The organism is Herbaspirillum sp. GW822-FHT03A08 (assembly GCF_058801885.1).
Genome location: NZ_JBXANR010000004.1, coordinates 558,580 through 583,191, shown reverse-complemented (window position 1 = coordinate 583,191; position 24,612 = coordinate 558,580). Strand labels below are relative to the sequence as shown.

At 58.2% G+C, this 24,612-nt stretch carries 24 protein-coding genes, 1 tRNA gene and 1 pseudogene; 12 read left to right on the top strand and 14 right to left on the bottom strand.

The window, feature by feature from the left end; all coding sequences use genetic code 11:
• Positions 1-12 precede the first annotated feature (12 nt).
• Together AC1RN6_RS15870 and secA are read left to right on the top strand one after the other, a co-directional pair.
• The gene (locus AC1RN6_RS15870; protein WP_493006397.1) at positions 13-987 is read left to right on the top strand and encodes a M23 family metallopeptidase; all 975 of its coding nucleotides are present in this window, start codon (positions 13-15) and stop codon (positions 985-987) included.
• Positions 988-1,304: 317 nt separating this feature from the next.
• Positions 1,305-4,079 (top strand): preprotein translocase subunit SecA, encoded by a 2,775-nt coding sequence (secA, locus tag AC1RN6_RS15865; RefSeq protein ID WP_493006396.1) that lies wholly within the window; start codon positions 1,305-1,307, stop codon positions 4,077-4,079.
• A 7-nt stretch (positions 4,080-4,086) separates the two neighbouring features.
• Here the strand turns inward: secA and AC1RN6_RS15860 are convergent, their stop codons facing one another.
• Positions 4,087-4,335 (bottom strand): hypothetical protein, encoded by a 249-nt coding sequence (locus tag AC1RN6_RS15860; RefSeq protein ID WP_493006395.1) that lies wholly within the window; start codon positions 4,333-4,335, stop codon positions 4,087-4,089.
• A 37-nt stretch (positions 4,336-4,372) separates the two neighbouring features.
• On the opposite strand from AC1RN6_RS15860, the gene AC1RN6_RS15855 reads away from it, so the two are divergent.
• The 4 genes from AC1RN6_RS15855 (at position 4,373) to AC1RN6_RS15840 (ending at position 7,887) form a co-directional block, all read left to right on the top strand.
• Positions 4,373-4,987: a DUF2272 domain-containing protein gene (locus tag AC1RN6_RS15855; protein ID WP_493006394.1), complete on the top strand. Its 615-nt coding sequence runs from the start codon at positions 4,373-4,375 to the stop codon at positions 4,985-4,987.
• A 129-nt stretch (positions 4,988-5,116) separates the two neighbouring features.
• Positions 5,117-6,352 (top strand): bifunctional glutamate N-acetyltransferase/amino-acid acetyltransferase ArgJ, encoded by a 1,236-nt coding sequence (argJ, locus tag AC1RN6_RS15850; protein WP_493006393.1) that lies wholly within the window; start codon positions 5,117-5,119, stop codon positions 6,350-6,352.
• A 231-nt stretch (positions 6,353-6,583) separates the two neighbouring features.
• Positions 6,584-7,456: an ATP-binding protein gene (locus tag AC1RN6_RS15845; RefSeq protein ID WP_493006392.1), complete on the top strand. Its 873-nt coding sequence runs from the start codon at positions 6,584-6,586 to the stop codon at positions 7,454-7,456.
• Positions 7,456-7,887, top strand: a complete 432-nt coding sequence (locus AC1RN6_RS15840) for an NUDIX domain-containing protein (RefSeq protein ID WP_493006391.1) — start codon at positions 7,456-7,458, stop codon at positions 7,885-7,887. Before AC1RN6_RS15845 ends, AC1RN6_RS15840 begins: the two co-directional genes overlap by 1 nt.
• Positions 7,888-7,915: 28 nt before the next feature.
• Here AC1RN6_RS15840 and yacG read toward each other — a convergent pair whose 3' ends face one another.
• The 9 genes and pseudogenes from yacG to ispB all read right to left on the bottom strand — a co-directional run bounded on the left by yacG (position 7,916) and on the right by ispB (position 15,596).
• Positions 7,916-8,104 (bottom strand): DNA gyrase inhibitor YacG, encoded by a 189-nt coding sequence (gene yacG / locus AC1RN6_RS15835; protein WP_493006390.1) that lies wholly within the window; start codon positions 8,102-8,104, stop codon positions 7,916-7,918.
• Positions 8,105-8,123: 19 nt separating this feature from the next.
• Positions 8,124-8,879 (bottom strand): cell division protein ZapD, encoded by a 756-nt coding sequence (gene zapD / locus AC1RN6_RS15830; RefSeq protein ID WP_050479033.1) that lies wholly within the window; start codon positions 8,877-8,879, stop codon positions 8,124-8,126.
• Positions 8,880-9,020: 141 nt separating this feature from the next.
• Positions 9,021-9,656 (bottom strand): dephospho-CoA kinase, encoded by a 636-nt coding sequence (gene coaE / locus AC1RN6_RS15825; RefSeq protein ID WP_493006388.1) that lies wholly within the window; start codon positions 9,654-9,656, stop codon positions 9,021-9,023.
• Positions 9,657-9,666: 10 nt separating this feature from the next.
• Positions 9,667-10,536: a prepilin peptidase gene (locus AC1RN6_RS15820; RefSeq protein WP_493006387.1), complete on the bottom strand. Its 870-nt coding sequence runs from the start codon at positions 10,534-10,536 to the stop codon at positions 9,667-9,669.
• Positions 10,536-11,762: a type II secretion system F family protein gene (locus AC1RN6_RS15815; protein ID WP_493006386.1), complete on the bottom strand. Its 1,227-nt coding sequence runs from the start codon at positions 11,760-11,762 to the stop codon at positions 10,536-10,538. Before AC1RN6_RS15815 ends, AC1RN6_RS15820 begins: the two co-directional genes overlap by 1 nt.
• Positions 11,763-11,780: 18 nt before the next feature.
• Positions 11,781-13,043: pseudogene (gene pilB, locus AC1RN6_RS15810) on the bottom strand (type IV-A pilus assembly ATPase PilB); the annotation flags it as partial.
• A 126-nt stretch (positions 13,044-13,169) separates the two neighbouring features.
• Positions 13,170-14,471, bottom strand: coding sequence for an HlyC/CorC family transporter (locus tag AC1RN6_RS15805; protein WP_493006385.1), 1,302 nt, complete (start codon positions 14,469-14,471; stop codon positions 13,170-13,172).
• Between the two features lie 36 nt (positions 14,472-14,507).
• Positions 14,508-14,584 (bottom strand) — tRNA-Pro (locus AC1RN6_RS15800).
• Between the two features lie 22 nt (positions 14,585-14,606).
• The gene (gene ispB, locus AC1RN6_RS15795; protein ID WP_493006384.1) at positions 14,607-15,596 is read right to left on the bottom strand and encodes an octaprenyl diphosphate synthase; all 990 of its coding nucleotides are present in this window, start codon (positions 15,594-15,596) and stop codon (positions 14,607-14,609) included.
• Positions 15,597-15,869: 273 nt separating this feature from the next.
• On the opposite strand from ispB, the gene rplU reads away from it, so the two are divergent.
• The 4 genes from rplU to proB all read left to right on the top strand — a co-directional run bounded on the left by rplU (position 15,870) and on the right by proB (position 19,226).
• A complete protein-coding gene (gene rplU / locus AC1RN6_RS15790) occupies positions 15,870-16,181 on the top strand; it encodes a 50S ribosomal protein L21 (protein WP_007878066.1) in 312 nt (103 codons plus the stop codon).
• 35 nt (positions 16,182-16,216) lie between these two features.
• Positions 16,217-16,474 carry a 50S ribosomal protein L27 gene (gene rpmA, locus AC1RN6_RS15785; RefSeq protein ID WP_007878065.1) on the top strand — a complete coding sequence of 86 codons (258 nt, stop codon included), beginning with the start codon at positions 16,217-16,219 and terminating at the stop codon, positions 16,472-16,474.
• A gap of 391 nt (positions 16,475-16,865) precedes the next feature.
• A complete protein-coding gene (gene cgtA, locus AC1RN6_RS15780; protein WP_007878062.1) occupies positions 16,866-17,975 on the top strand; it encodes an Obg family GTPase CgtA in 1,110 nt (369 codons plus the stop codon).
• Between the two features lie 132 nt (positions 17,976-18,107).
• Positions 18,108-19,226, top strand: coding sequence for a glutamate 5-kinase (gene proB / locus AC1RN6_RS15775; RefSeq protein WP_493006383.1), 1,119 nt, complete (start codon positions 18,108-18,110; stop codon positions 19,224-19,226).
• Positions 19,227-19,299: 73 nt separating this feature from the next.
• On the opposite strand, the gene AC1RN6_RS15770 is transcribed toward proB, so the two are convergent.
• Both AC1RN6_RS15770 and AC1RN6_RS15765 read right to left on the bottom strand, forming a co-directional pair.
• Complete coding sequence (locus tag AC1RN6_RS15770) at positions 19,300-19,875, bottom strand: CNP1-like family protein (protein WP_493006382.1); 576 nt, start codon at positions 19,873-19,875, stop codon at positions 19,300-19,302.
• Between the two features lie 5 nt (positions 19,876-19,880).
• Positions 19,881-20,480 (bottom strand): RNA pyrophosphohydrolase, encoded by a 600-nt coding sequence (locus AC1RN6_RS15765; protein ID WP_493006380.1) that lies wholly within the window; start codon positions 20,478-20,480, stop codon positions 19,881-19,883.
• Positions 20,481-20,729: 249 nt separating this feature from the next.
• Between AC1RN6_RS15765 and AC1RN6_RS15760 the strand changes: the two genes are divergently transcribed.
• Positions 20,730-22,457 (top strand): proline--tRNA ligase, encoded by a 1,728-nt coding sequence (locus AC1RN6_RS15760; RefSeq protein ID WP_493006379.1) that lies wholly within the window; start codon positions 20,730-20,732, stop codon positions 22,455-22,457.
• Between the two features lie 7 nt (positions 22,458-22,464).
• A complete protein-coding gene (locus tag AC1RN6_RS15755) occupies positions 22,465-23,067 on the top strand; it encodes a lytic transglycosylase domain-containing protein (RefSeq protein WP_493006378.1) in 603 nt (200 codons plus the stop codon).
• A 205-nt stretch (positions 23,068-23,272) separates the two neighbouring features.
• Here AC1RN6_RS15755 and AC1RN6_RS15750 read toward each other — a convergent pair whose 3' ends face one another.
• Positions 23,273-23,725 (bottom strand): hypothetical protein, encoded by a 453-nt coding sequence (locus AC1RN6_RS15750; RefSeq protein ID WP_493006377.1) that lies wholly within the window; start codon positions 23,723-23,725, stop codon positions 23,273-23,275.
• Positions 23,726-23,987: 262 nt separating this feature from the next.
• Positions 23,988-24,449: an SWIB/MDM2 domain-containing protein gene (locus AC1RN6_RS15745; RefSeq protein ID WP_493006376.1), complete on the bottom strand. Its 462-nt coding sequence runs from the start codon at positions 24,447-24,449 to the stop codon at positions 23,988-23,990.
• Between the last annotated feature and the right edge of the window lie 163 nt (positions 24,450-24,612).

Genomic DNA, 24,612 nt, shown 5'->3' with positions numbered 1-24,612 from the left:
AAAGGAGTAAAGATGCAAATTATCCTGCTGCACCCGCGCTTTACGCGCGCACGGTCAGTCACGCTGACTTCCAAACATGTTGTGGCGGTACTGCTTTTTCTGGTGGTCAGTATCGCGATCGCAGCGGCGGGGTTGTCCTATCTCGTTCTGCGCAACGCGGCCGATGGCGAAAGCTCGCCAATGCTGCACAAACTGCTGGTGTCGATGACGCAGCAGGAAGATGACCGCAAGGACAAATACCTCAAGGAAAATCTCGCCGTCATGGCGGTGAAGCTGGGCGAAATGCAGGCGCAGCTTATGCGTCTTGACGCCCTCGGCGAGCGTGTGCAAGGTCTTGCCGGCGTGCGTCCGGAAGAATTCAACTTCAAGGAAAAACCGGGTCGCGGCGGCATGGAAGTCTCGTCCATTGGCGGCGCGGGGCAAGAGCTGGGCATGAGCGAGCTGCAAAAGATGCTCGATGCGCTGGCGGTCGATGTCGGACATCGCTCCGACTACATGAACGCGGTGGAATCGACGCTCATGGCCGACAAGATCAAGTCGCGCCTGCTGCCGACCAATCCGCCCGTCAATGTCGCCTACAACTCCTCGAGCTTCGGCTGGCGTCTCGACCCTTTCACGGGACACAATGCCTTTCATGAAGGCTTGGATTTTCCGGCCTCGACCGGCACGCCCATCGTGGCAGCCGCAGCCGGCGTGGTGATCGCCGCCGAATATCATTATCAGTTCGGCAACATGCTGGAAATCGATCACGGCAATGACCTCATCACGCGCTATGCGCATGCGTCACAGCTGTATGTGAAAGTCGGCGACATCGTCAAGCGCGGCCAGCACGTGGCCGACATCGGCACCACTGGGCGCTCGACCGGTCCGCACCTGCATTTCGAGGTGCGCATCCGCGGCGTGGCGCAGGATCCGCGCAAATTCCTCGCGCTGGGCAGTCCGGGCGGCGGCCCCAAAGCGGCACCGGTCTTCGTCGCCGGACACTGATAGCAGGCGCAGTGTCTTTCTTGCCGGCGGGAATCCGTCGGCGATATTGAATCTTTAAGGCTCAGCCCAATCTATTGACAGTATTTGAACTGAGATGCCGAACTTAATCCGGCATCGATGTTTCGATTATTGCCTTGAGGAAGTTTTTGTCGGTCGATGATGACGGCGAGCACGCGTCCTCCTGCCGGCGCCCCCGCAGGAACACTGAAGCAGGGCGCTTGCATGCTAAAATCCAAGGTTTATTGGCCTCATTCCGGTTCCGTGCGGGCAAAACTGCCGCGCAGAGTCATTTTTCGGCGCTTTTTTAGAATCCAAGCATGTCATTACTGACCCAGATTTTCGGTAGCCGCAATCAGCGGTTGCTCAAACAATATCAAAAAATTGTCCGTCAAATCAATGCGCTCGAGGCGGACATCGAGAAACTGTCGGATGCAGAGCTGCAAGCCAAGACGCCGGAATTCAAGCAACGCGTGGCCGATGGCGCCAAGCTTGACGACATCCTGCCGGAAGCTTTCGCGGTCTGCCGCGAGGCCAGCAAGCGCGTGCTCAAGATGCGCCATTTCGATGTCCAGCTGATCGGCGGCATGGTGCTGCACTTCGGCAAGATCGCCGAAATGCGCACCGGTGAAGGCAAGACCCTGATGGCAACCCTGCCGGCCTACCTGAACGCTTTGTCGGGCAAGGGCGTGCATGTGGTGACGGTCAATGATTACCTGGCGCAGCGCGATGCCGAATGGATGGGCAAGCTGTACGGCTGGCTGGGTCTGACGACCGGCATCAACCTGTCGCAGATGGAGCACGACCTCAAGCAAGGCGCCTACGCTTCCGACATCACCTACGGCACCAACAACGAATTCGGTTTCGACTATCTGCGCGATAACATGGTGTTCGACGCCGTCGATCGCGTGCAGCGCGGCCTCAATTTTGCGATCGTCGATGAAGTCGACTCGATCCTGATCGATGAAGCGCGTACTCCGCTGATCATTTCCGGCCAGGCTGAAAACCACACCGATCTGTATCACAAGATCAATGAAGTGCCGCCGCTGCTGACGCTGCAAATCGGCGAAGAAACGCCGGACGGCAAAGGCAAGGTCGAAGTCCCCGGCGATTACACCAAGGATGAAAAGGGCCATCAGGTTCTGCTGACCGAGGCCGGCCATGAGCACGCCGAACAAATCCTGACCAGCATGGGCTTGCTGCCCGAAGGTGCGTCGCTGTACGACGCTTCCAACATCTCGCTGGTGCATCACCTGTATGCCGCTTTGCGCGCTCACACGCTGTATCACAAGGATCAGCAATACGTGGTGCAAAACGGCGAAGTCGTGATCGTCGATGAATTCACCGGCCGTCTGATGACGGGCCGCCGCTGGTCTGACGGTTTGCACCAGGCCGTTGAAGCCAAGGAAAAGGTCAAGATCCAGAACGAGAACCAGACGCTGGCCTCGATCACGTTCCAGAACTATTTCCGTATGTACGGCAAACTGTCCGGCATGACCGGTACGGCTGACACCGAGGCTTACGAATTCCAGGAAATCTACAGCCTGGAAACCGTGGTGATTCCGCCGAATCGTCCCAATGCGCGTAAAGATCGCCAGGATCAGGTCTACAAGACATCGCAAGAGAAGTACATGGCGATGGTCAAGGATATCCAGGATTGCTACGACCGCGGTCAGCCGGTGCTGGTCGGCACCACTTCGATCGAAAACTCCGAACTGCTGTCGAGCATCCTGAATCAGGCCAAGCTGCCGCACAACGTCCTCAACGCGAAGCAACACGCGCGCGAAGCGGAAATCATTGCGCAGGCCGGCCGGCCGAAGATGATCACTATCGCCACCAACATGGCCGGTCGTGGTACAGACATCGTGCTGGGCGGCAATGTCGAAAAGCAAATTCAGATCATCGAAGCCGATGCTTCTTTATCGGATGCCGACAAAGAAGCGCAAGCGCAAAAGCTGCGCGACGAATGGCAATCGCTGCACGACCACGTGGTCGGCGCCGGCGGTCTGCACATCATCGGTACCGAGCGTCACGAATCGCGCCGCGTCGATAATCAGTTGCGCGGCCGTTCGGCTCGCCAGGGCGATCCGGGTTCGTCGCGTTTCTATTTGTCGCTGGACGACGCGCTGCTGCGTATCTTCGCCGGCGATCGCGTACGCGCGATCATGGACCGTCTGAAGATGCCGGAAGGCGAACCGATCGAAGCCGGTATCGTTACCCGCTCGATCGAATCTGCGCAACGCAAGGTGGAAGCGCGCAACTTCGACATCCGTAAGCAACTGCTGGAATACGACGACGTCGCCAACGATCAGCGCAAGGTCATTTACCAGCAACGTAATGAGTTGCTGGAATCCGCGGAAATGGCGGAAATGATTACTTCGCTGCGCGAAGGTGTTTTCACCGAAGCCTTCCGCACTCACGTGCCGGAAGAATCGGTCGAAGAGCAATGGGATATCCCGGCGCTGCAAGCCGCACTGAGCAGCGAATGGCAACTGGACGTACCGCTGACAGCCATCCTCGAAGCAGAGCCGAACCTGACCGAGGAAGAGCTGCTGGAGCGCGTATTGTCTGCCGCTGCAACGAGTTACGCCGCCAAGGTGGACGTGGTCGGCACGGAAGCGTTCAGCGGTTTCGAGCGCAGCGTCATGCTGCAAAGCATCGACAGTCACTGGCGTGAACATCTGGCTGCTCTGGATCATCTGCGCCAGGGTATCCACCTGCGCGGCTATGCACAGAAGAATCCGAAGCAGGAATACAAGCGCGAAGCCTTCGAGCTGTTTGCCCAGATGCTCGATCTGATCAAGAACGAAGTGATCAAGATCGTCATGACCGTGCGTATCCAAAGCCGCGAAGAAATCGAAGCAGCGGAAGAAAACCTCGCACAGTCGCATGTCGAAAACGTGCACTACCAGCACGCCGATTTCGACGCCGATGCTGCGCCGGAAGAATTGCTGGCGCCGACCGCCAATCCCGACAGCAACGATGGCAGCAGCGAGCAGCCGCTGGTCAACGGTCTGCCGAAGGTCGGCCGCAACGATCCATGCCCATGCGGCAGCGGCAAGAAATACAAGCAGTGCCACGGCAAGCTGGTTTAAGCATCGTTTATCCGCTTAAGCACACCGCTTGACGAAAGCCGCTCTCAATCAGATGGGAGCGGCTTTTTACTTTCTGCTTTATTTTCTCCCCGTCACCGTCAGCAACAAAAAACAGGAAGAGCGCCATGATGTTTTCACTCCCATTCACCCGACGCGCGCTAAGCCGAATATTCGCTGCGACCGCCTTGCTGGCGCTGACTGCTTGCGGCAGCGCGCCGATGGCGCCTTCCGCAACAAATTCCACAATAAATTCCACAACGAGCTCTGCGACGGCATCGGTCGCGCAGCAAGAGTTGCCGCACCGCGCCGCCTTACTCGCCGCCGCCAAAACCGAATGGGATTTCTTCGACCGCCAACAGATCGACATGCGCAGCGACGTGCTGAATGCGCCGCGCCTGGGTTTGCTGGAAGACGAGGGCGAAGCCGTGCAGCGCATCGGCTTGTACTGGCAGGCGGTCGGTAAAAACTACACCGGCGCCGATACGCAGCAGGCCTGGTCGGCGGCGTTCATTTCCTATCTGATGCGGACGGCGGGCGTGCCGCCGGATGATTTTCTGTTCAGCGACGTGCATTTCAACTACCTGAGTTTCCTTAAGGCGCGCCAGAGCCTGCCTGCACCCTTGTTCGTTTTGCATCCCGCAGCCAGCGAGCCGATTGCGCCGGGCGATCTGATCTGCGCGCCGCGCGACAGCAATCAGGCGGCGACGCTGGACGACATCCGTCCGGGTTTGCCGGGACATTGCGATCTGGTCTATGAAATCCACCCGGAACAGGGCTGGGCCGGCGTGATCGGCGGCAATGTTTTCAATTCGGTATCGGAGTCGTTGATCCCTATCGACGCCAATGCCCGGCTGATGCCGCTGGCACGGCGGCCATGGTTTGTCGTTGCCAAAAATCTGATGCCGTAAAAAACATTCCTGTCACGCACTCCGTTTACAATATCGCTCTCAGTCATCGTCGGCTTTGCGCATTGCACTTGTTCCAATTGCTCCGCGTCGTCACGATTTCCTCTTACCTTCAACGCAGACTAGACAACCATGGCCGTCAATTCTCCTCTTCCCGTTTCCGCTGATCTGAAACCTGTTGCCGGCATCGAGCTGGGCTACGCCGAAGCCGGCGTGCGCAAAGCCAACCGCAAGGACTTGCTGGTCATGAAACTGGCGCCGACGGCCACTGTGGCCGGCGTGTTTACACTCAACCGTTTTTGCGCCGCGCCTGTACAAATTTGCAAGACGCATCTGGCGCAGGTCAGCGATGCTGCACCGATCCGTGCTTTGGTGATCAATACCGGCAACGCCAACGCCGGCACCGGTGACGAAGGCCTGGCGCGCGCCAATGCGACTTGCAGCGAGCTGGCCAGCTTGCTCGGCGTCAAGCCTGAGCAGATCCTGCCGTTTTCCACCGGCGTGATTCTGGAGCCGCTGCCGGTCGACCGCATCAAGGCCGGTCTGCCAGCCGCTATCGGCAATCTGAAAGCCGACAACTGGTTCAACGCGGCCGAATCCATCATGACCACCGACACCCAGCCCAAAGCGGCGTCGCGCACATTGACAATCGGCGGCAAGCAAGTCGTCATGACCGGCATCAGCAAGGGCGCCGGCATGATCAAGCCGAACATGGCGACCATGCTGGGTTACCTGGCGTTCGACGCGAAAGTGCCGCAAGCGCTGCTCAACCAGATGGTCAAGGACGCCGCCGACCAGTCCTTCAACTGCATCACCATCGACGGCGACACCTCGACCAACGACTCTTTCATGCTGATCGCCACCGGCGCCGGTGAGCTGGAAATCACCAGCGCCGACAGCGCCGAATACAAGGAGTTGGCCACGGCCGTCAACGCGCTGTCGCAAAACCTCGCGCACCAGATCATCCGTGACGGCGAAGGCGCCACCAAGTTCATCGAAATCACCGTGGAAGACGGTAAGAACGTGGAAGAGTGCCGCAAGATTGCCTACTCCATCGGCCACTCGCCGCTGGTCAAGACCGCGTTCTTCGCCTCCGACCCGAATCTGGGCCGCATCCTGGCCGCGATCGGTTACGCCGGCGTGGATGATCTGGACGTGTCGAAGCTGAATCTGTATCTGGACGACGTCTGGGTCGCCAAGAACGGCGGTCGCAATCCGGATTACAAGGAAGAAGACGGTCAGCGTGTCATGAAGAAGAGCGAGATCGTGGTGCGCGTGAAGCTGGCGCGCGGCACGGCCAAGGCATCGGTCTGGACCTGCGATCTCTCCCACGAATACGTAACCATCAATGCCGACTACCGCTCCTGAATTCGCTCATGGCCTACTGCGCGGGCCAATCTCGGGACTGCGATGCTCGCCGTACTCAAGTACGGCTGCGCTTCTTATCCCGACCTTGACCCGCTCGCTACGGCCCTGAGCGAATTCAGAGCCAGTGATGTTTTTACTTGAACGGCTTTGTTTTCTCACGAATTTTATTCACGCGATGGCGGCTGGGTTTCCGTCACAATGTGACGCAGTTATCCACTTTGCCAATTTGTCATGACTCAATTAGATCAGTTTTTGCAGCGCGCCGAGGCTTTGCTGGAGCGCATCGAATCCATCCTGCCGCAATCGGCAGCCTCCGTGGAGTGGGACAAGGGCGTGGCGTTTCGCTGGCGCCGCAGGAACGGCAACGGTGCCGGTTATCTGCAGTCGGTGGGGCATATCTCGGCCATTTCACTGGCCGATCTGCATAACATCGGGCCACAGAAGGAGCAGATCGATCAGAACACCAAACAGTTCGTCGATGGCCGTCCTGCCAACAACGTGCTGTTGACCGGCGCGCGCGGGACCGGCAAGTCGTCGCTGATCAAAGCTTGCTTGAACCAGTATGCCGACCGCGGCTTGCGTCTGATCGAGGTGGACAAGGACGATCTGCATGATTTGCCGGATATCGTCGATCTGGTATCGGCGCGTCCTGAGCGTTTCATCATCTTCTGCGATGACTTGTCGTTTGAGGAAGGCGAGAGTGGTTACAAGGCGCTGAAAGTTGCGCTGGACGGCAGTATTGCGGCGCAGTCCGATAACGTGCTGATCTATGCGACGTCCAACCGCCGCCATCTGATGCCGGAGCGCATGTCGGACAACTCTACATACACGCACACTGACGACGGCGATCTGCATCCCGGGGAGACCGTGGAAGAGAAGATCTCCCTGTCCGAGCGTTTCGGCTTGTGGGTGACGTTTTACCCGTTCAAGCAGGATGACTACCTGGACATCGTGGCGCACTGGCTGCGTCACTTCGGCTGCGATGCTGCGCAGATCGAGGAAGCCCGTGGCGACGCTCTGCGTTGGGCGCTGCAGCGTAGCTCGCGCTCGGGCCGCGTGGCCTGGCAGTTTTCCAAAGACTACGCCGGAAAGCTGAAAGCCTGATGACTGTTGCATCCGAAACAACGGCGGAGCCGGTCGCAGCTCCCATCGACGTCGCCGTCGGCATCCTGATGAAGCCGAACGGCGATGTCTTGCTGGGTCAGCGTCCGGAAGGCAAGCCGTATGCAGGCTATTGGGAATTTCCAGGCGGCAAGGTTGAGGGCGGCGAGTCGATTCTGGATGCGCTCAAGCGCGAATTTTTGGAAGAGCTTGGTATTGAGGTGCTGTCAGCCGAGCCTTGGTGCGGCGTGCAGCACGTCTATCCGCACGCACACGTGCGTTTGCATTTTTACATCAGCCGGGAATGGCGCGGCGAGCCGCAAAGTCTGGAAGGGCAGGCATTCGCCTGGCAGGGCAGCGTCGATGTGGAGCCGTTGCTGCCGGCGACGATACCGCTGATTGAATGGATCGATAAACTACGCCTGCCGGCCTGAAGGTCAGGCGACAGATTCGGCGACAGGTTTATTGCATCGACGAATTATCGTCTTCCTGCTCCTGCGGCAGGTTGACGGCAGGGATCGCATATTTCTCTTCGGCCCATGCGCCCAGATCGATTTGTTTGCAGCGTTCCGAGCAGAACGGACGGAATTTGTTCTTTTCAGTCCATTCCACCTTGGTGCCGCATGTTGGGCAGTCGACGATTGTTGCCATTACATCTACCTCAAAAACCTTAAAAACCGCAAAGCGCCAGTTCGAACGGCACTTCGCCTTCAAATGCCTTGGGCTTCATATCGCCATCTTGCGAGGTGAAGCGGACCCAAAGCATGTACTTGTTCGCTGAAATTTCCGGAATTGCGCCCAGCTCTTCATCCAGCACCAGGCGCAGCATCTGGTAAATCTTCCCTTGCAGCATTTGCTGGTAGCTGCCGCCATCGGCGTTGATCTTGACCGCGTGGCCCGACTCGCGCAACAGGCGCATGACGATAGTGACGGCGTCGAACAGCGGCGCCAGCGGCGCAAACCAGTTCGAAATATCGTTGAAACGCTGCTCCGGCGTGCGTTGCTGCCAGGCGTAATAAGACGGCAAGTCGAATTCGCAGGCGCCTCCGGGAATGATGGTGCGGCCGCGGATGCTCATCAGCCACTCGTTTTCGCGGATGTTCTGCCCGGTCCGGCCCTGCGAGGCCGCCAGCGCGACGCAGGCGCGATCAACTTCGCCGAGGATCGCATTGAGCATGTCGGGTTCGACGTTGGGATTGGACTGATAGGCCAGCAAGATTTGCTTCTGGCGTTCCAGTTCTTGCAGCAGATCGGATTTGAGGTCGGCGCGTCCTGCTACTTCGAGCATCTCGAAAATAGTAGAGAGGGCGACATGATGTTGCAGCGGACTTTCCTGATGCAGGAAGAACACGAATTTCTCGTGCAGATCCTCCAACCGCAACAGCGTGCGAATACGCTCGTTGAAAGGGTATTCGTAAACGATCAAAGCTGCGTCCCTTTAAAGTTGAACCGGATTCGACAACGCGCTTTATGAATATGTCTTGAAATATCGAAGCGATATTGAAGATATTGCAGATATTGATAAGGCGCGTTTAATTTACGTGATTCTGACCCATGCAGCGGAAAATTACAAATGATCACCGCTATTTGTTTTTGCGATCGATAGATAGCGTGCATGCAGCGCGGCAATTTGCGGCAGCAATGCAGCCGTGTCGAGATTGTTTTCGATGATGTCGTCGGCTGCGGCGAGCCGTTCTGCGCGCGTCGCCTGTGCCGCCATGATGGCTTCGACTTGCGCGCGGGACATGGCGTTGCGTTGCATGACGCGACTGATCTGTACCTCTTCGCTGCAGTCGACGACGAGGATGCGCGAAGTGCGGTTGCGCCATTGTTGAGATTCCACCAGCAGCGGCACGATGAAGATCAGATAGTCGCCGCGAGCGTCGGCGGCGGCGCGCGCGGTTTCGCTGCGGATCAGCGGATGCAGGATGGATTCCAGCTGTTTTCTGGCGCCGACATCGGCGAAGACATGCGAGCGCATTTTGGCGCGGTCCATGGCGCCTTCGACCGTGATGAAATTGTCGCCAAATGCAGTACGAATCGCTGCAATCGCCGCGCCGCCGGGCGCGCTCAACTGATGTGCAATGGCGTCGGTATCGATGAGGGCGGCGCCCAGTTCACCGAACAGGTTGGCCACGGTGGTCTTGCCGCTGCCGATGCCGCCGGTCAGTCCGATGGAAAAGAGGGAGGAGGTGTTGGTCATCGTGAAGCGATCATTGAGGCGTTCCGAAATACATGAACGATTTGCCATACAGCAGCATCAGCATACCCGCTATTGCCAGATATGGCCCGAAAGGCAGCGTCTGGTCGGCGGCTTTGCGTTTCAGCAGCACCATGGCGACGCCGGCAGCGGCGCCCATGCAGGATGCCAGCAGCAAGGTGAGCGGCAACGCCTGCCAGCCCAGCCAGGCGCCCAGCGCAGCCATCAGCTTGAAGTCGCCGTAGCCCATGCCTTCCTTATCGGTAATGAGCTTGAATACCCAGTAAATTGCCCATAGAACAAGGTAACCGGCGGCAGCGCCAAGCACGGCGTCGGCCAACGGCGTGAAGATGCCATTCAGATTGATCAGCAGTCCCAGCCATAGCAGCGGTAGCGTCAGGCTGTCGGGTAATAGTTGGGTTTGCGCATCAATGGTGCTCAGCGCAATCAGAAAGTAGGCAAATGCCAGCGCCGCCAGGCCTGCAGCGCCAAGGCCGAAGCGCCAGCCCAACCAGGCCGACATCAGCGCGCTGAGGACTTCCACCAGCGGATAGCGTGGCGAAATCGCGGCTTCGCATTGGGAGCAGCGGCCACGCAGCAGCAGGTAGCTGAGCACTGGAATGTTGTACCCGATCGCAACCGGCGCGGCGCAATGCGGGCATGCCGAGCGTGGCGTCAGCAGATTGTAGCGATCGGTATGCGGGGAGCTTTTGCCGGCTTCGTGAGCAAGGTAGTTGTCGGCTTCGCGCTGCATCATCTTCGGCAGGCGATGGATGACGACGTTCAGAAAGCTGCCGACCAGCAGGCCGACGCCGGCGGCAATCAGCGCGGCCAGTGGGCTGCCGCCTCGGTGCATCTCAGCAGATATCAGCATTTCCAGCATCAGATAACGGATCCCAGTTTAAAAATAGGCAAGTACATGGCGATGACCAGACCGCCGATGACGACGCCCAGAACCACCATGATAAAGGGTTCCATCAGGTTGGAGAGCGATGCGACAGCTTCCGTCACTTCCATGTCGTAGAAATCGGCCACTTTCAGCAGCATCTGGTCGAGCGCGCCGGATTCTTCGCCGATAGCGACCATCTGTCCGACCATGTCGGGAAACAGCCCGGTTTGCTCAATCGCCGCCGTCAGGCTGGAGCCGCTCGCGACTTGTTGCCGGATGGCGCTGGTCGCGTCGGTGTACGCGGCGTTGCCGGCTGCCGCACCCACCGCCTGCAGGGCATCAATCAGGGGAATGCCGGCGCCGAACAACGTGGCGAGCGTGCGGCTCCAGCGCGCAATGGTCGCCTCGCGCACCAGCTTGCCGAAAACCGGCAGCTTGAGCAGGAGGCGCTCCGTGCGCGCGCGCCAGTTGGACGAGTGCCGCCACAAGTGCAGCGCCCAGCCCATGCCACCGCCCAGCAACGCCGCCAGCATCCACCAATACCGCGCCATGAAATCGGAGAGCGCGATCACGATGCGGGTCGGCAGCGGCAGTTCTGCGCCAAAGCTGCCGAACACGTCCTTGAAGGTTGGGACCACCCAGATCATGATGATGGACGTCACCAGTACGGCCACCGTCACGATGGCCGCGGGATAAGTCAGCGCCGCCCGCACCTTGCTCTTGAGCGCCAGCGTTTTTTCCTGATAGCGTGCAAGGCTGTCCAGCACTTCATCCAGCAGCCCGGCTTGTTCACCGGCCGCTACCAGATTGCAGAACAGTGAGTTGAAATAGCGCGGATGGCGGTCGAAGGCCTGGTTCAGGCTGGCGCCGCCTTCCACATCGGCGCGCAGGGTCTGGACCAGTCGCGCCAGCGCCGGATTGGTCTGGCTGCGGGCAACGATGCCGAAGGCTTGCAGCAGCGGTACGCCAGCCTTGAGCATGGTTGCCAGCTGACGCGTGAAGAGCACAAGCTCTTTTTCACGGATGCGGCTCTGGCGCTGAATGCGCTTCTTCCTGATTGAGACAGCCTTGATACCCTGGCGGCGCAGCATGGCGCTGACGACGGCGGTGCCGCCGGCGGGCATTTCTCCGCGCATCGTTTTGCCATTGCGATCCTTGCCTTCCCAGGTGTATAGCGTTTCCCGATGCCGGGATGAGGGGCGTTGCGGAGTGGTCGCCATGATCGTCTTGCCCCTGCGTCAAAGATTGGTGCAGGCGAGGATTTCTTCGAGGCTGGTGAGGCCTTCGAGGACTTTCTTCAATCCCGCTTGCCGCAGGCTCAGCACGCCTTCCTTGCGTGCCTGCATTTCGATTTCCAGCGTTGAGGCATGCGCCAGGATGAGCCGTTCGATGGCTTCACTGACCGGCATCACCTGATAGACGCCGACGCGCCCCTTGTAGCCGCTGTTGCCGCAGCGCGGGCAGCCGGCGGCGCGATACAGCGACCAGTCGCCTCGCGCATCGGCATCGTCAAAACCGGCTTCACGCAGCGCGTCGATCGGCAGGCTTGCCGTTTGTTTGCAGCTGCACAGGCGACGCACAAGCCGCTGCGCCGTGATCATGATCACCGAGGACGCGATGTTAAACGCCGGAACACCCATGTTCACCAGTCGCGTCAGCGTGGCCGGCGCGTCGTTGGTATGCAGCGTGGAAAATACCAGGTGACCTGTCTGCGCAGCCTTGACGGCGATGTCGGCGGTCTCCAGGTCGCGGATCTCGCCGACCATGACAATGTCCGGATCCTGGCGCAGGAAGGCGCGCAGGGCTACCGGAAATGTCAGGCCGGCGCGCTCGTTGACGTTGACCTGATTGATGCCTGGCAAGTTGATTTCGACCGGGTCTTCGACGGTGGAGATATTGGTGCCGGGCTGATTCAGGAGATTGAGGCAGGCATACAGCGACACCGTCTTGCCGGCGCCGGTCGGGCCGGTCATGAGCACCATGCCGTACGGGCGGCGGATGGCTTGCAGCAGTAATTCCTTCTGCGCGGGATCGTAGCCGAGCATGTCGATGTTCATCAGCTCCTGACCGGCATCGAGAATGCGCATGACGATCTTCTCGCCGAACAAAGTCGGCAAGGTCGAGACACGGAAATCGATGGCGCGCGTCTTGGACAGCGCCAGCTTCATGCGTCCATCCTGGGGTACGCGTTTCTCCGCGATGTCGAGATTGGCGAGAATCTTGATGCGGGAGGACAACCTGTCTTTCATCGTCAGCGGTGGTTCGAGGACATCGCGCAATTGACCGTCAATGCGAAAGCGGACGCGGTAGAACTTCTCGAACGGTTCAAAATGCAGGTCGGATGCGCCTAGACTGATGGCGTCGAGCAGGATCTTTTGCAGGTAGTGGACGGCGGGCGTGTCGTCAACATCTTGGCTGGCGGGGCGGGTGGATGGTGCCGGTGGTGTGGAGTATTGAGACATGGCCGGGGTGGGCGCGCTCCGGGCCATGGCGATGGTGCGGCGTCAGGCTGGCCTGCCCATGTCGGAGCGCTTCCTTGAATATGTGAAGTTCAACGGGCTTCTCTGCGAGATGCGGAAGAAGTGGAAGCGCTCGATCATGAAGACGGGCGGTGTTCTTGTATATCGTTATTGTTCGGCTTTCGCCGTTTTCATGCCTTTTGGCACGATCAGTTTGACCACCTTGATCGCCTGGTTTTGCACCTGGATGATCTCGATGATACAGCCGGCGATCTTGACGGAGACGTTGGCTTCCGGGATGTCGCGCAGCCATTCCAGCAGCAAGCCGTTGAGCGTCTTGGGGCCGTCCAGCGGCAAGCTCAGGCCGAGGCGCTTGTTGATGTCGCGCAAGGTGGTGGCGCCTTCCAGCAGGCACTCACCGTCCTGATTCCAGTTGAAGCTGTCGGCGCGCGCCGCACCTGGGACGGAGGTGGTGAATTCGCCAATCATCTCTTCGATGATGTCTTCCAGCGTCACCAGGCCCTGCACTTCGCCGTACTCGTCGACGATGATGCCCAGGCGCTCGTGGTTTTCCTGGAAGTATTGCAGTTGGGTGAAGACGTCGGTGTCCTGCGGGATGAAGTAGGGCGCGCTTAGCAGCGGACGAATGTCTTCACTGGAAATCTCTTCGTCCTGGCCGAACAGCGTGATGGCCTTGCGCACATGCAGAATGCCGACGATCTGATTGATTTCGCCTTCATATACCGGCAGCTTGTTGTGATAGCAAGTGGCGAGCTGATGGCGGATTTCATCGATGGAAACCGACAGGTTCAGCGCCTCGACCTGGGCGCGCGGCGTCATCACGTCTTCGACCGAGATTTTTTCCAGATCGAACAGGTTGAGCAGGATGCTCTTGTGTTTTTGCGGGATGAAATTGCCGCCTTCCAGCACGATCGAGCGCAACTCTTCCGGCGACAGGCGCTGGTCGTGCGAGCGGCCGCTGGCCTTGATGTGCATGATGCGCAGGATCGAGGAAACAATGATGTTGACCACCCACAGCAGCGGCTTGGCCAGCGCCATCAGCGGCTTGAGAATAAAGCTGGTGAACAGCGAAATGCGTTCCGGAAAGGTGGCGCCGATGATTTTCGGCACGATTTCCGCAAAGATGATCAGCAGGCCGGCCACACAGGCGGTGGCGATGGTGATGACCTTCTCGTGGTTGCCGAAGGCGGCAATCGCCAGCGCCGTGACCAGCGCCGTTGCCAGCGCATTGATCAGCGTATTGGCGATCAGAATCAGCGACAGCAGTTTGTCGGTGCGTTCAAGCAGCCAGAGAATGGTGATCGCACGCTTGTTGCCGTGCTTGGCTAAATGCCTGAGGCGATGCCGGTTGGCAGCCATCAAGGCGGTCTCGGTCATGGAAAAGAAAGCCGAGCAAAGAATCAGAAGTGCCAGTGCAAGAATTTGCACCCATATGGGCACGGTATCCAAAGGGTCACCGTAAGGTAGTTGATGTGATTTTCGTTTTGGTCGGGGTGAGAGGATTCGAACCTCCGGCCTCTACGTCCCGAACGTAGCGCTCTACCGGGCTAAGCTACACCCCGACTGCCCGCATCATTGATTGTATTAATGATTACGGTCCACCGCGAAAGCGGATAATTCTAGCAAAGAATCTTTGTACTTGCTATCAGGCAGCGAGGCAATCGCATCGCTTGCGCGGCGGCTTGCTTTTTGCGCTTCCTGACGCGTGTAATCCAATGCGCCCGAGTTGGTAATTGCAGCAAGAATCTGATCGAAATGCTGCTCGTCGCCGTTCTCAATGCAGCTGCGCACCAGCTCGCGTTGCTCCGGCGTGCCGTGCTCCATCAGATAGATCAGCGGCAAGGTCGGTTTGCCCTCGCGCAAATCGTCGCCGACGTTCTTGCCGATTTCGGCAGCGTTGCCGGAATAATCCAGCACGTCGTCGATCAACTGGAATGCGGTGCCCAGTGAGCGGCCGTATTCACCGGCGGCTTCAATGCCGGCTTCGTCGGCGCCGGCGATCAGTGCGCCCAGTTGCGCCGCGGCTTCGAACAGCTTGGCGGTCTTGGAGCGGATTACGCGCAGGTAGTCGGCTTCGTTGACGTCCGGGTTGTGCATGTTCAGCAGTTGCAGCACTTCACCTTCGGCAATCACGTTGGTGGCGTCGGCCACGATTTGCATGACGCGGGCGTTGCCGACCGTGACCATCATCTGGAAGGCGCGCGAATACAGGAAATCGCCTACCAGCACCGAGGCGGCATTGCCGAACAGGGCGTTGGCGGTTTGCTTGCCGCGGCGCAACGAGGACTCGTCGACCACGTCGTCGTGCAGCAGCGTTGCGGTATGGATGAATTCGATCACCGCTGCCAGCGAGTGGTGCGCCGTGCCCTGATAAGAGTAGGCATTGGCGATCAGCAACACCAGCACGGGCCGGATGCGCTTGCCGCCGGCGCTGATGATGTACTCGGCAACCTGGTTCACCAGCGGGACTTCGGAATAAAGTTGCTGGCGAATAACGGTATTGACCGCGCCCATGTCGGCAGCTATCGGGTCAATGAAGGAATTTGGCGTAGCGGATTGGAGAGCGGCGGACAAGGCTGAACCTGTGAAAAATCAAGATTGGCGTGATTATACGATGACAAAGGTGTAGGTAAGTGGGGTCGCGAATGTATCGCATTGTACTTTTCGGCTGGTGGAATTGCCGTATTGCTATTTTCTTCAGGTGTTGCGCGGGAATGTCAAGACCTTTTGACGTGACGGCTAAGTCTATGTATAATTGGAGGTTTTCCCGATTCGAAAGCCGCTTTTCACAGGGCCGTCGCTGGGGAAGAAAAAGAAAATTTTTTCATTCATTCGATGAGGTTTCACATGTACGCGGTCATAAAAACCGGCGGCAAACAATATAAAGTTGCCGCTGGTGAAAAACTTAAAGTAGAACAGATACCGGCAGACATTGGCTCCCAAATCACTTTGGATCAAGTGCTCGCAGTGGGCGCAGGCGATACCGTTAAATTCGGTGCGCCTTTGGTCGAGGGTGCAACGGTGCTGGTTACTGTCATAGCGCAGGGTCGCCACGACAAGGTCAAGATCTTCAAAATGCGTCGTCGTAAGCATTATCAGAAGCGTCAAGGCCATCGCCAGAACTACACCGAACTGCAAATCGTCTCGATCAACGCTTAATCGCGTAGGTCAAACTAGATACAAGGAGCTATTAAATGGCACATAAAAAAGGCGGCGGCACTACGCGCAACGGCCGTGATTCAGAGTCGAAACGACTCGGCGTCAAGGTCTATGGCGGTCAAGCGATCAACGCTGGCGGCATCATCATTCGTCAACGCGGCACCAAGGTTCACCCTGGTGAAAACGTCGGCATGGGCAAGGACCACACTCTGTTTGCATTGACAGAAGGTAAAGTCCAGTTCGTGATCAAGGGCGTTGCGAAGCGTCAGTACGTGACTGTTGTTGCTGCTTAAGTTTTAAAGCCGGGTTTCGCCCGGTTTTGACTTGAGTCCTGCATATCAGTGACTATATAGAGTACATAAGGCGCAAGCCTTAGCAAAAGTTGTTTAAGGCTCTGCCTCTGGTGGAGCCTTTTTTAGTTTTAAGCTTGTCTGTTTTGTATTCATCCTGCAGCGCGCAGGGCCTCCGTTCGGTTCATCTTGTCTGACCAGCGGCACGGCTGACGCGGCTGTACTTGTAGCTTCAGGAATCTCTGCCTAAGCTACCCGTGTTCCGATCTCGTGGCCCCTTACTGAGGGCCTGCATCGTTCGGACACTGTCTCCGGCGACCGGTCTTCATTGATGCTTACCGCTTGCCAGGTTATTTAAGCAGAGCTTCTTACTTTTAAGTTAGCGGTAACAATCATGAAGTTTATCGACGAAGCAAAGATCGAACTGATCGCAGGCGATGGCGGCAACGGCGTCGCCAGTTTTTGCCGTGAAAAATTCCGCCCATTCGGCGGCCCTGACGGTGGCGACGGCGGCAAGGGCGGCAGTATCTGGGCCGTGGGCGACCGTAACGTCAACACCCTGATCGACTATCGTTATTCCAAGCTGCACAAAGCGCGCAACGGCGAAAACGGCCGCGGCTCCGATTGCTACGGCAAAGGCGCCGACGATATTTTCCTGCGCATGCCGGTCGGCACCCTGATCGTGGACAACGTCACCGGCGAACACATCGCCGATCTGACCGAGCACGAGCAGGTCGTACTGTTGGCGCAGGGCGGCGAGGGCGGTTGGGGCAACATTCACTTCAAGACCTCCACCAACCGTGCCCCGCGTCAAAAGACCGAAGGCAAGGAAGGCCAGCGCCGCGAATTGCGTCTGGAACTGAAGGTGCTGGCGGACGTCGGTCTGCTGGGCATGCCGAACGCCGGCAAGTCGACCTTCATTTCCGCCGTCTCGAACGCGCGTCCGAAGATCGCCGACTATCCATTTACTACCCTGCATCCGAATCTGGGCGTGGTGCGTGTAAGCCATGAAAAAAGCTTCGTCATCGCCGACATCCCGGGTCTGATCGAAGGTGCGGCTGACGGCGCCGGCCTGGGTGTTCAGTTCTTGCGTCACTTGCAGCGTACCGGTTTGCTGTTGCACATTGTTGATCTGGCGCCGTTTGAAGACACCGTCGATCCGGTCAAGGAAGCCAAAGCCATCGTCAAAGAACTGCAAAAGTACGATGACTCGCTGTTCGAGAAGCCGCGCTGGCTGGTACTCAACAAGCTCGACGTCGTGCCGGAAGCCGAGCGCGCCAAGCGCGTCAAGGATTTCGTCAAGCGATTCGGCTGGAAGGGTCCGGTATTTGAAATCTCCGCGCTGACCCGCGATGGCTGCGAAGACCTGATCACGGAAATCTACGGCTACCTGGAAACCAAGCGCAATCAGGAACATCGCGCCGAAGAAACCCAGATGACCGAAGAAGCCCGCGGCATTTCCTCCATCGATCCGGATGATCCACGCTTCAAGGTCATCGACTGATCCTCCGGTGACCGGTCATCATCTGGCAGACCGGTAAATCGTTTACTATCTTGTTCTCGACAGATGCCTGTCGTCGCATGCGCGGCGCGGGCATCGTGAATCGCCGTCCCGGCGCGACTTTCCGATAACAACATGCATTCCGTGATACAACAAGCCAAGCGGCTGATCATCAAAGTTGGTTCATCGCTCGTGACAAACGATGGCAAAGGCCTGGATGCCGCCGCCATCGCCAAATGGGCAGAGCAAATTGCGCACTTGCGCACGCTGGGTAAGGAAGTGGTGCTGGTCAGCTCCGGCGCCATCGCCGAAGGCATGCAACGCCTCGGTTTCGAACGCCGTCCTACCGGTGTGCATGAATTGCAGGCCTGTGCCGCCGTTGGTCAGATGGGCCTGGCGCAAATCTACGAAAGCAGTTTCCGCGCGCATCAGCTCGGCACCGCGCAGGTGTTGCTCACGCATGCCGACCTCGCCGATCGCGAGCGTTATCTGAATGCGCGCTCGACGCTGTTCACGCTGCTGCAATTCGGCGTTATCCCTATCATCAATGAAAACGACACGGTCGTTACCGACGAAATCAAGTTCGGCGACAACGACACGCTCGGTGCGCTCGTCGCCAATCTGATCGAAGCTGATGCGCTGATTATCCTGACCGATCAGCGCGGTCTCTATACCGCTGATCCGCGCCGTGATCCAGATGCGCAATTTGTCCACGAAGCCAAAGCCGGCGATTTGTCGCTGGAAGCCATGGCAGGCGGCGCCGGGACCGGGATCGGCCGGGGCGGCATGCTGACCAAGATTCTGGCGGCCAAGCGCGCGGCGACTTCCGGTGCGCATACCGTGATTGCCTGGGGACGTGAAGACCGCGTGCTGAGCCGTCTGGCTGCAGGCGAGGCCATCGGCACGCAGCTTACCGCGCAGACCGCGCAACTTACGGCACGCAAGCAATGGATGGCGGATCATCTGCAGACTGCAGGCCGCGTGGTGCTGGACAATGGCGCCGTGCAAAAGCTGACGGCGGAAGGCAAGTCCCTGCTGCCGATCGGCGTCACTGAGGTAGGCGGCGAATTCGGCCGCGGCGACGTCATCACTTGCGTGGATGCCGCCGGCAAGGCGATTGCGCGCGGCATCAGCAACTACGCCAGCTCGGATGCGCGACGCATTGTGCGGCATCCGTCGTCGGAGATTCTTTCCATTCTGGGATTTGTCGAAGAGCCTGAGCTGATTCATCGCGACAATCTGGTTCTGCTGTGACGCTGTAAAATCGGCGGCCGAAAATAAAACGGGCACAGTGTTCAGCTGTGCCCGTTTTGCATTCTCTTTATACTCAGCGTCCCGAGTCGCGTGCCGGATCCAGCATGCGATTTTCGCGCAGCCGGCTATAGATAGCCTTCTGATCGCCGGCTAACGTACCAACCTGGCAGAAATAGCTCTTATACAGCGCAGCGTCCTGACGATTGGCGCCAGCATCCTTAATTCTCGTCCATTTGTCCTGACGCGAACGCGACCATTTGCCATCGGGGTGGCCAAAGGCGTACCACTTGACCTCATACGTTTCGCAGCGAATGCCTGCATAGATGATGTTGGTCGCGCCGCCATCGCTCTTGGTCACCATGGTGTAGCGCACGACGTTGTCGCTGCCGACGGTCAGCGACTTAAGGTCGACATATGACTTCGACAGTGTGGTCGGGCCGACATAGAACTCGGCCAGATTTTCCGGAGCGGGGTTCGGTGGCAGATGCACGGCAATTTCTTGCCAGGGCTTTTCTTCGTCGTCGAACTCTTCGTCGAAGGTGCCGAGTTGCTGAGCAAAGCTAAGGCTGGCCGAGCACAGCAGCAGGCCTGCGGTCAGAGCGCGGGCCAATCGGCGGGAAGCAAAGGTATTCCAGAAGCGTTGGGGCATGAAGTTCACTTAGTGGTGGGCGGAGTGGCAGACTCGCAAGGATTTGCCTGCTGGGCATTGCCTGGATGATCGGATGACAGCTGTTCATTCTTGGTCTGGCCCTGACCGTCGGGGCGGCGATGCGTTGTCTGCGGACGTGCCAGAAAGCGCGACAATTCTTTCAGCGCCTGCTGATATACGTCGCGCTTGAATTCGATGACCACGTCCAGCGGCACCCAATAGTCATGCCAGCGCCAGGCGTCGAACTCCGGGTGCGACGTCAGGCGCAGGTTGACGTCGCAATCGCGACCGACCATGCGCAACAGGAACCAGATTTGTTTTTGCCCGCGATAATGGCCGCGGATTTCACGCTTGATGAAATGATCCGGAACCTCATAGCGCAGCCAGTCGCGGGTGCGACCGATGATCTTGACGTGTTCCGCTTTCAGGCCGATTTCTTCTTCCAGTTCGCGAAACATCGCTTGTTCCGGAGTTTCGCCGTGTTTGATTCCGCCTTGCGGAAATTGCCACGAATGTTCCTTAACCCGCTTGCCCCACCATACCTCATTCTGGGCGTTAAGCAGGATGATGCCGACGTTCGGGCGGAAGCCTTCTCGATCCAGCATGTTGGTACCTCAAAACTTTCTGCGGCAGGGCTTCCTCTCTTGCCCAATCCGGTCTACGCCGCCAACGGCTAAATCATTGGCAGCGCTCACCTGCATCGGGTGCGGCATTGGATGCATCAGGTACTCGTACATCTGCATGAGATGTGCGTGAAACAGCGATCAATTGTGCAAAGAGTGGGCGCATCAGCCAGCTAATCCTTTAAAATTACGTTGATTATAACCCTCCTCTTTTAAAAAGAACTCATCGTCATGCGCGCCTCCCGATTTTTTATTTCCACCTTGAAAGAAGCTCCTTCCGACGCCGAAATCGTCAGCCATAAGCTGATGATGCGGGCCGGTATGATCAAGCGGCTCGGCTCCGGCATCTATACCTACATGCCGATGGGTTTGCGTGTGATTCGCAAGGTGGAAGCAATCGTGCGCGAAGAAATGAACCGTTCCGGCGCCGTCGAGCTGCTGATGCCGGTGGTCCAGCCGGCGGAGCTGTGGCAGGAAACCGGTCGCTGGGACAAGATGGGGCCTGAGCTGATGCGCGTGAAGGATCGCCATGGCCGCGATTTCGCCATCCAGCCGACCTCGGAAGAAGTCGTCACCGACGTCGCCCGCACCGAGTTGCGCAGCTACAAGCAATTGCCGGTCAACTTCTATCACATCCAGACCAAATTCCGCGATGAGCGCCGTCCGCGTTTCGGCTTGATGCGCGGCCGTGAATTCACGATGAAGGACGCTTACTCCTTCGACCGCGATGTCGACGGCCTGAAGAAGTCCTATCAGATCATGTATGACGCCTATGTGCGCGTTTTCACCCGCTTCGGCCTGCAGTTCCGTGCCGTGGCCGCTGACAACGGCGCCATCGGCGGTTCCGGTTCGCACGAATTCCACGTCATCGCCGCCACGGGGGAAGACGCGCTGGTGTACTGCCCGACTTCCGACTACGCCGCCAACATGGAAGCGGCCGAAGCCGTGGCCGTCAACGCTACTCGCGGTGCTGCCACCGAAGCCCTGACCAAGACCGCGACGCCGGGCAAGTCCAAGTGCGAAGCTGTGGCCGAGCTGCTGAAGCTGCCGCTGGAACGCACCATCAAGTCCATCGTGCTGACCGTCGAAAAAGACAAGCCGGAAGACAAGGAAGTCTGGCTGCTGTTGCTGCGCGGCGATCATGAACTCAACGAAGTCAAAGCCGGCAAAATCCCCGGCCTGGCCAATTATCGTTTCGCCAACGAAGCTGAAATCGTTGAATGGTTCGGCACGCCACCGGGCTACCTCGGTCCCATCGGCACCAAGAAGCCGGTCAGGGTCGTTGCCGACCGCACCGTTGCCAACATGAGCGATTTCGTCTGTGGCGCTAACGAAGCCGATTTTCACTATACCGGCGCCAACTGGGGCCGCGATCTGCCCGAGCCTGTCGTCGCGGATATCCGCAACGTCGTCGAAGGCGACGCCTCGCCGGACGGCAAGGGCGTGCTGGCGATCCAGCGCGGCATTGAAGTCGGCCACGTGTTCCAGCTCGGCACCGCCTATTCGGAATCGATGAAGGCGACTTATCTGGACGAAGGCGGCAAGCCGCAGCCGCTGCAAATGGGTTGTTACGGCATCGGCATCACTCGTATTCTGGGCGCCGCCATCGAACAGAATTTCGATGACAAGGGCATCATCTGGCCGGCCACGCTGGCGCCGTTCGAAGTGGTGCTGTGCCCGATGGGTTACGACCGCAGCGAGGCCGTCAAGGCCGAGATCGATAAGCTGTACGATGCGTTGGTCGCTGCCGGCGTTGACGTCATTCTGGACGATCGCGGCGAGCGTCCGGGCGCGATGTTTGCAGACTGGGAACTGATCGGCGTGCCGCATCGCATCGTCATCGGCGACCGTGGTCTGAAAGACGGCCAGATCGAATATCAGGGCCGTCGCGACACCGCGGCAACGCCGGTGCCGCTGGCCGACGCGCTGGCATTCATCAAGGGCAAGCTGGCCCGATGATCAAAGCATGCGCACATTGTGCCTACTGCTGATTCTGGCGTGGTGCGGCAACCTGTCCGCCCATGCCGGCAATCAAAAAGAAGAACGCCTGGCCGATTCCGTAAAACTGGCCCTGGCGCAAGCGGTGGCGGACGCTCGTCCGCCGAAGCCGCAATTCAATGACATCGAACAGCGTATCGCTTATCTCAACTGGCTCGGCGACATGTCTGCGCGCATTGCCGACAAGTTGCCCGATCGCCAGGAAAGAATCGAATTTCTCGAAAGCGCCTGGTATGAAGCCAAACGGGCAGGGCTCGATCCGGCGCTGGTGCTTGGGCTGATCCAGGTCGAATCCGCATTCCGCAAATACGCGATCTCATCGGCAGGCGCTACCGGCTACATGCAGGTCATGCCGTTCTGGACGCGCGCCGTCGGCGACGGCGACCGCCACAAGCTGTTCCACATGCGCAGCAATCTGCGCTACGGCTGCGCCATTCTGCGTCTGTATCTCGATCAGGAGGGCGGCGACTACTTCATGGCGCTTGGCAAATACAATGGCAGCCGCGGCTTGCCGGAGTATCCGACGGCGGTTTTGAAGGCGAAGAAGCGATGGGAAACCGCAGCACAATAAGAATAGTGCGGAATATGGCTAAGGCGAGTGCCGATTCGATGAAGCATGGCGCTCATGGAAAGCCTCGGACAATCCATGCGATACGAAGAAATGATATGCCAATAAAAAGAGGGAATCTCCGCATTCGTGCTTTGCGTTGATTCCCTCTGTCGGCGTCGCTAGTCCGTTGGCTTGCCGTGGTGAAGTGATACGTTCTGCGCTGAGTTTATTGGGAGGCCGGCACCACGGTCACTTCCTTGCGCAAGATGCCGCCGGAGAGTGCATTGCCATCAACTTCAGTCGGGTTGTCGATGCGACGCTGGCAGTCCGCCTGGTCCTGTGTCGGCAACGACTTGCAGCGTTCTATTGCGTTCTGGCTGTATTGCTGCGACTGGTTAGTCTGCAGGCTGCCTTGTCTTGCTTGCTGATACGCAGCGCCGGCTTCACGCAGACAGGTCGCCTTGTCCTGATTCGACTGGCCGCTGGTGCAGACCGCCTTTTCACGTTGATATTGCGCATCCAGTTCGGCGTTGCTCTTGCCGCTTGCGCCCGCTGCAAAAGCGGTGCCGGCGACCAGCAGGCCGGCAGCGGCAACACTGAGCATGGCGACTGTTTTGCGCAAGGCGAGGTGATGGAGAGGTTTGCTACTGAGAGCAATGTTCTTATCGGTAAATGTCATGCTGGTGTCCTTTCGGGAAACGTCCGTGCAATCTAGACCCTGACGAAAACAGCAAAGTTCACCCGGCGACAGCGATATCGCCACCCTGTAGGAAAGCACTGTCGGTGTGGGGGATTGTTCGATGTAGTCGAAATGGGCATGGTCGAGGCGACGCTCGTAATGGCGCAAAAACCATTGCTGAAAAGGCATCCCGGAAAACAAAAACGCCCGCGCGATGCGGGCGTTTTTGTTTTGCAAGCAAGTCTGCAAAAACCTGTATTGCTTATTTCAAATGGCCGGAAATCAGCTTGGTCATTTCAAACATCGATACCTGTTTCTTGCCGCCGAACACAACCTTCAACTTGTCATCTGCGTCGATGTTGCGTTTGTTTTCGGGGTTTTGCAGTTTGTGTTTCTTGATGTATTCCCAAACCTTCTTGGTGACTTCAGTACGTGGCAGAGGTTTGGCGCCAACGACTTCAGCCAGTGCTGCCGATGGTGTCAGCGGCTTCATGAATGCGGCGTTGGGAGTGCGCTTGACTGCTGGTTTCTTTGCTGCTGGCTTGGCGGCTGCTTTTGGTGTTGCGGCTTTCTTTGGAGCGGCTGCTTTTGCTGCTGGCTTGGCGGCGGCCTTTGGAGCTGCTGCTTTTTTCGGTGCTGCGACTGCTTTCTTCGGTGCTGCTTTCGGTGCTGCTTTTGCTACGGGCTTCTTCGCTGCGGCTGCGGGTTTTTTGGCTGTGGCCATCTGTAAGCCTCCTTAATAAGGGATCAAGCAAGGAAAGAGTTGAATGCGCAAATCACGCACCGACAATAGTGGTGCGGTTTTCCCGGCGATGCAAGTGTTTTTTAGCGGTTTTCAGAGGGAAAACGCGCTATAAACCACGACAACTTCAAAAAACCGCTGCAAC